The 6052-nt window shown below is 47.6% G+C and carries 7 protein-coding genes; 6 read left to right on the forward strand and 1 reads right to left on the reverse strand.

All coding sequences use genetic code 11. The features are described 5' to 3' along the window. Nucleotides 1-24 precede the first annotated feature (24 nt). The 6 genes from RIM23_RS24225 to RIM23_RS24250 all read left to right on the forward strand — a co-directional run bounded on the left by RIM23_RS24225 (nucleotide 25) and on the right by RIM23_RS24250 (nucleotide 4372). Complete coding sequence (locus RIM23_RS24225; RefSeq protein WP_446370089.1) at nucleotides 25-1155, forward strand: nSTAND1 domain-containing NTPase; 1131 nt, start codon at nucleotides 25-27, stop codon at nucleotides 1153-1155. 30 nt (nucleotides 1156-1185) lie between these two features. Next, nucleotides 1186-2073: a WD40 repeat domain-containing protein gene (locus RIM23_RS24230; protein ID WP_446370091.1), complete on the forward strand. Its 888-nt coding sequence runs from the start codon at nucleotides 1186-1188 to the stop codon at nucleotides 2071-2073. 79 nt (nucleotides 2074-2152) lie between these two features. Continuing rightward, nucleotides 2153-2524 carry a hypothetical protein gene (locus RIM23_RS24235; protein WP_446370093.1) on the forward strand — a complete coding sequence of 124 codons (372 nt, stop codon included), beginning with the start codon at nucleotides 2153-2155 and terminating at the stop codon, nucleotides 2522-2524. Continuing rightward, complete coding sequence (locus RIM23_RS24240; protein WP_446370094.1) at nucleotides 2502-2771, forward strand: hypothetical protein; 270 nt, start codon at nucleotides 2502-2504, stop codon at nucleotides 2769-2771. Before RIM23_RS24235 ends, RIM23_RS24240 begins: the two co-directional genes overlap by 23 nt. A gap of 19 nt (nucleotides 2772-2790) precedes the next feature. Further along, on the forward strand, nucleotides 2791-3330 hold the full coding sequence (locus RIM23_RS24245) for a hypothetical protein (RefSeq protein WP_446370095.1): 540 nt from the start codon (nucleotides 2791-2793) through the stop codon (nucleotides 3328-3330). Next, on the forward strand, nucleotides 3254-4372 hold the full coding sequence (locus RIM23_RS24250; protein WP_446370096.1) for a hypothetical protein: 1119 nt from the start codon (nucleotides 3254-3256) through the stop codon (nucleotides 4370-4372). Before RIM23_RS24245 ends, RIM23_RS24250 begins: the two co-directional genes overlap by 77 nt. Before the next feature lie 373 nt (nucleotides 4373-4745). On the opposite strand, the gene RIM23_RS24255 is transcribed toward RIM23_RS24250, so the two are convergent. Further along, nucleotides 4746-5561, reverse strand: a complete 816-nt coding sequence (locus RIM23_RS24255) for a hypothetical protein (RefSeq protein WP_446370097.1) — start codon at nucleotides 5559-5561, stop codon at nucleotides 4746-4748. Nucleotides 5562-6052: the final 491 nt, after the last annotated feature.

Raw genomic sequence — 6052 nt, forward strand, 5'->3', positions numbered from 1 at the left:
GACCAAGACAACACGTACTTACCCATGCAGGAGTTACACGATGCTCTACTCGAACTTCCCTGTCGGCATTTGTTAACCATTCTAGACTGTTGTTTTGCTGGGGCATTCCGCTGGGCAAGCCTAAGTCGAGATCTTGAGCCGAGAGTCAAAATCTATAAAGAACGTTATGATCGCTTCATTAGCGATCGCGCATGGCAGGTTATCACTTCAGCCGCAGATGATCAAAAAGCCTTGGATGCCTTGGCGCGACGCGGTAAAACCTCAGATGGCAAACATTCTCCCTTTGCTCAAGCTCTGTTTGAAGCTTTACAAGGAACCACTGACGAAAATTCTAATCTTTTGATGCGTGTGGGCGATAGTCCCCTAACCGCTTTAGCTGAGGTTTTGCCAATTCCTGATGAAACGACGACAACGCTGCAAAACCTGAAACAAAACCCACAAGCTTTAGTCACTCTCATTCAACGCTGGAAGACGACTCATCCAGATGCCAAGCTATTATTAGCCATTGATCAGTTTGAAGAATTGGTCACGCTTCGTCAAACTGATAGTAACCCAGAAAAGAAAAGTCATAATCGTAACACAGAACAACAGCAGTTTCAGAAACTCCTCAAAGAAGTGATACAACACTGTTCAGATTCCTTTAATGTTGTCGTCACATTGCGACTCGACTTTGAAGCACAGTTTCAAGAGGGTATACTCAAAGAATTCTGGGAAAATGCCAGGTTTGTCGTGCCACCGATGACTCAGGATGAATTGCGGGAAGTCATTGAAAAACCTGCATCGGAAAAAGTATTGTATTTTGAGCCTCCCAGTCTGGTTGATGACCTGATTAACGAAGTTATACAGATGCCAGGAGGATTACCTTTACTTTCGTTCACGCTCAGTGAATTATACCTGAAGTCTGTGAAAGAAAGAAGAGACAACCGAGCCTTAACTGATGCGGATTATAAAGCATTAGGAAAAGTCATTGGTTCTTTAACCAAGCGTGCCGATGAGGAGTACAACGCTCTGGTTAAAAAAGATAAAGCCTACGAAAAAACAGTGCGTCAGGTAATGCTGCGGATGGTTGCTGTGGGTGATGAAGCTCGCCGCCGGGTACTTTTATCGGAACTAGAATATCCCGATCACAAAGTAAATTGGCTAGTATATATTTAAACGCGATTTTTATCCTTTCAAGGGAAAGACTTGCAAAACGCTTCATTGAGTGAATATTGTACCGAACCCTTCCCCCAGAATCTAGGACTGATTAAAGGTTTAGCCAGTAGTCCCGATGGAGAACATCTCGTTACGGTAGGAAAAGACGGTGACACTATCAATCTTTGGGATGAAGCGAGTGATCAATTTCAGCAACTTCCCATTCCTACAAAAGACAATGAGACATTCACCAGCGTAGCATTTAGTCCAGACGAAAAACGACTCGCGATCGCAAGTGCAAGTGCAGCGGAAGATGAGACGGGGTTAGTCCGGATATGGGATATCACCCAGAACGCCATTGTCGAACAATTTGACACCGGACAAGGAGAACTTTATAGTGTAGCCTTTAGTCCCTTAGATAGCAGGCAACTGGTGACCGGGGGAGGAGATGGTACTGTCAAGGTATGGGACATATCCAGTAACCGTCCGGCTCAATTCTCGACTACACAGGGGACGATTCAACGTATGGAATTTAGTCCGAATCAGGAACTCCTCGCCACGATTAGTAAAAACAATCAACTCAATCTCTGGAATGTCCGAGAGGATGGTACAGTCAGCTTAAATCCGGCTGCTGAAATCGTCCAACAGCAGTACGGAGGGGTGAAGAATGTAACCTTTAGTCCGGATAGCAAGACGTTGATTCTTGTGGGCAACGATGATACGATTAAGCTCTGGAATATGTCTAATAACCAGTTGGACACCTTTGTCACCCAGCAACAACAAATCCAGAGTCTCGCTGCTAGCCCCAATAAGCGGAAATTAGCCACGATTGGCAGCAATGGTATACTCAATCTGTGGCAGATTCAGGATGGCAATCTTAGTCCCATAGATATCTCCAAAAGCCAACTGAGTCGATCACAAATCAAGGGAGGAAATTGACAAAGCGATTGAGATCATCAAACAAAAGCGGGGGAACCATATCATTTTAGGGGGAGATGCGTTCTATGGTACGAAACTCTTGGCAGTTGCCCAGGAAGAAGAAAATGTCAAAGATATGATGATTGCCGTTCCCTGGCATATTAGCAACTCTCAGTCCAATTTTGCCGAAACATCAAGAAAGCTTCGGTGGGCAGATGTAAGCTGGCGCACCGCCCTCTCTTATGATGCTACCCAAGCCTTGATTGCGGCACTGAAGCAGAATCCCACTCGTCAGGGGGTGGCTGAAATCCTACGTTCAGAAAGCTTTAGTGTTGATGGGGCAACTGGTAAGGTACAATTCTTACCATCAGGCGATCGCACAAATCAGTTAACCAATCCCTTAAGCCAACTTGTCACAATTGAGCCAGGTTCTCGTTCCGGTTACGGCTATGATTTTGTTGCTGTACCTTAACCACTGGACTTTAGACTACGACAAATTAACCCAGCTACAACCTGAAGCTGAGAAAGACGAAAAATTACTTAGTAAACGTATCAGATTATACAGAAAATTAGCCAATGATTTTGATCAGATTATGGAACTAGCTCAACCGAAAACGTTTCGCTCTCCTGAATCCAGGGCGGGGGGATGTTTGGGAAAGTTGGCAGACTGTTTATTTATAGAAACTCATGTAGCACAGAAGACAGAAACAGGTAAATAACGCGGTAGGATTAAGGTTTATGAACTTAGTTATTCCCTATCTTAAAGTCGTCAGTCCCATGGTCTTAGGGTGTTTAGGACAGCGCGGCTTCAAGCAACCAGCCGTTAAGAATAGACCAAACACCAACACCAGAAAGCAAAAAGCCTTCTGCCCTCTACCTTCTGCCTTCTGGCTGCTTGTACTCATCACACCAAGCGCGGTGCGGGCGCAAATTGTCCCGGATAATACACTCCCTGTAAATTCTCAGGTGACGGGGTGTCCGGTTTGTACGATTGAGGGGGGTACAGTTCGGGGTGTTAATCTGTTCCACAGTTTCCAGGAGTTTGGAGTACCGACAGGGGGTGAAATATCAGCCTCGACACAAACCGGAACAGCCGGAAGTCTGAGTATTAATGCAGGCGAAAATCAGGTTGAGTCGGTATCTGTCAACAACAGCCGCCTATCGGTGGAAGCGACTGGTGAAGGTGGGAAAGCTGGGGGGGGTGACGATAAATACCGAACAGTTAAGCTTGAATGCGCGATCGCAAATTTCAGCCTCCAACATTTCCGGTATCAGTGAAGATATTACCTTACAAGGCTTAGACACGTTAACCGTCAACAACAGTCTAATTTCCGCATCTACCCAAAGGGGGAAAGCCGGAAGCTTAACCGTTAATGCCAGCGACTCGGTAGACTTAAACGGAGAAGGTGGATTATCCGTTGAAGCTACCCAAGGGGGTACAGCAGGCGACTTAACCGTTGAAACTGGGCGAATGTCCGTCCAAGATGGGGCATCCGTAACCGTAAGTAGCCCCTCTGGACAAGCCGGAAACCTCGCTATCGCCGCCAATTCCCTCTTTCTCAACCAAGGCAAACTCACCGCCGAAACCGCCCTCAGCGATGCCGCAGGCGGCGCCAACATCTTCCTCACCGGCTTAGACTTCCTCTACCTTGCCAACGAAAGTCTAATTTCTGCCAATGCCTTTGACCTCGCCAATGGCGGTAATATCACCATCGACTCTCTCTTTATTGTTGCCACATCTCCAACAGGAAAACATGGCAGCGACATCACAGCCGATGCAGATCAAGGCAATGGCGGTGCGATTGGGATTACCGCGCAAGGCTTATTTGGCATCGAATTCCGCCCTCAACTCACCCCCCAAAACGACATCACCGTGAGTTCAGAATTTGGCTTGAGTGGAAGGTTTGAACTGAACTCACCCAATGTAGACCCATCGCGAGGTTTACTCAACCTGCCTAGCCAATTCGTTGATGCTTCCCGCCAGATGAGACAGAACTGTCCCGCCCATGGGAGTGGACAAGAGAACCGTTTTGTGGTAACAGGTACAGGGGGCTTACCTCCTCGTCCCGGTGACTCTATCGATTCACCGTTTCCCACAGGTGAGGTGCGTTCTCTACCCAGTAGTAGTGTATCTCATAATGCACCAGGGAAAGCCGCAGTCACCGAGAATGTTGAGTCAGCCAACAGAACCCAGATTATCGAAGCGACAGGTTGGGTAAGAAACGATAAAGGTGAGGTAATTTTGGTCGCCTCTAACCCCACCACCCCCCAGAATGGGTCAACGTCAGCCACCTGTACTGACGCAGTTGGGACACGATAATCTTGACCAAAACAAAGCCTTGATTACCCCATTTTGCCACGGCGATTGAAATCGCGCCTACACAAACAAAGTCCGCCGACGCGGACTAAGTGATAACAGGGGTAGTGTTCCCCGGATTTGGCATCCGCTTATGTCCTGAGGATTGGGAGCATGTCAGGGACAGCACAGAACTCTCAAGTAGGTTGGGTAGAGCGTAAGCGTTACCCAACGGGCTCTCCCTGGAGTTGGGTTACTCTTCGAGAAGGCTTCGCCTACGTTCCAAGAGTCCAACCTACTGGCGTGACCCAGCTAAAATGATGGATTAGATTTGCAGATTTTATGGGCGCACGCCATGCGCCCCTACGGTTTCTGGATAGAATTCTAATACACCAAATTAGTGACATGCTCCCCCAGCTAAGAGACGTTCCACCGGAGGAGTCTCCACAACTTCCCCCGCTCCCCCCGCTCCCCCAGCTCCCCCCGCTCCCCCCGCTCCCCCCGCTCCCCCCGCTCCCCCAGCTCTCCCTGATGACGACCACCGCAGGTTGATCAGGGAGTGGGGTATCTCTTCAAAATGCTCTAACAAAAAATCCATAATTGCCAGATGGCGCAAGTCAACGGGTTGAGGAGGATGATAGCCTTTCCCTCGGTTAAACCAATTTTGAACCGTCCCTTGGGAACGAGAACAGATGTGAGAAAGTTGCTCATAAGTGACATCCCATTTGGCATAAAACTGCTTGGGTGTCATCCCAAATTCACAGTAACAATAGAGGTTAATAATGTATTGTTCCCGCTGAGTAATTGGGCGGGGATAGTTTTGCCATTGGGGGTTATAGCGTCCAGTTTGGCTATGCACAGATAGAGGCGCGATCCGACGGCGAGAAGGGGTGGGATAACAGTAGAAATTTTGATCATTTTGATCCTCTTCACTCATCGGTTCAATCTCCTCTATTTCCTCTCCATGGCGCAGGGTATTTAAAGCGCCAGCGATGAGTTTACCGTTGAGGCTTTCGGTCAACTGCTGAATAAATAGCTTCGCGATCGCATGGACTTCAGCATCGGTTAGATGCATTTGCGACGCCTCGAAGTCAATGTCGCTGTAGTCCTTGACAAAAGACAGGAGTTGGGTAATCCCAAATTCTGCTAACGCTTGCTGGGCAGTGGTTTCAGCGATATTGCAGGTGTCAACTTGAGAGGGTAGAGGTTTCATAGTGTTCTTTTCCTTATGTAATATTTAAGGTATCTATTACTTGTAACAATGTTATAACAAAATAATCAAAATAACAACCCTTTTGTCTCAAAAAAAGAGACGATAGGGAAATCATTAGAGCTAAAAAACGTAGGGTGGTTTAGGCGGGTTTTAAACCGAAGCAATATCATTTAATGAACGCTCCGCCGTAACCCACCGATATTAACTGAACAACCTATTATTTAATCAATAGTTCAGACAATAATCACGAGTTTTGTTGGGTTTCCTACGTCAACCCAACCTACTGCCGTCACCCACCTAAAATGGTGGATTAAAATTGTAGGGGCGCACGGCGTGCGCCCAATTTAACCCACGGCGTGCGCCCAATTTAACCCACGGCGTGCGCCCAATTTAACCCACGGCGTGCGCCCAATTCAACCCACGGCGTGCGCCCAATTTAACCATCAATCTATTGCATTTAGCTGGGTCAGTCCGCCATCGTAGGTTAGGCG

The organism is Coleofasciculus sp. G3-WIS-01, from assembly GCF_040223135.1.
In the GTDB taxonomy this organism is placed as follows: domain Bacteria; phylum Cyanobacteriota; class Cyanobacteriia; order Cyanobacteriales; family Coleofasciculaceae; genus Coleofasciculus.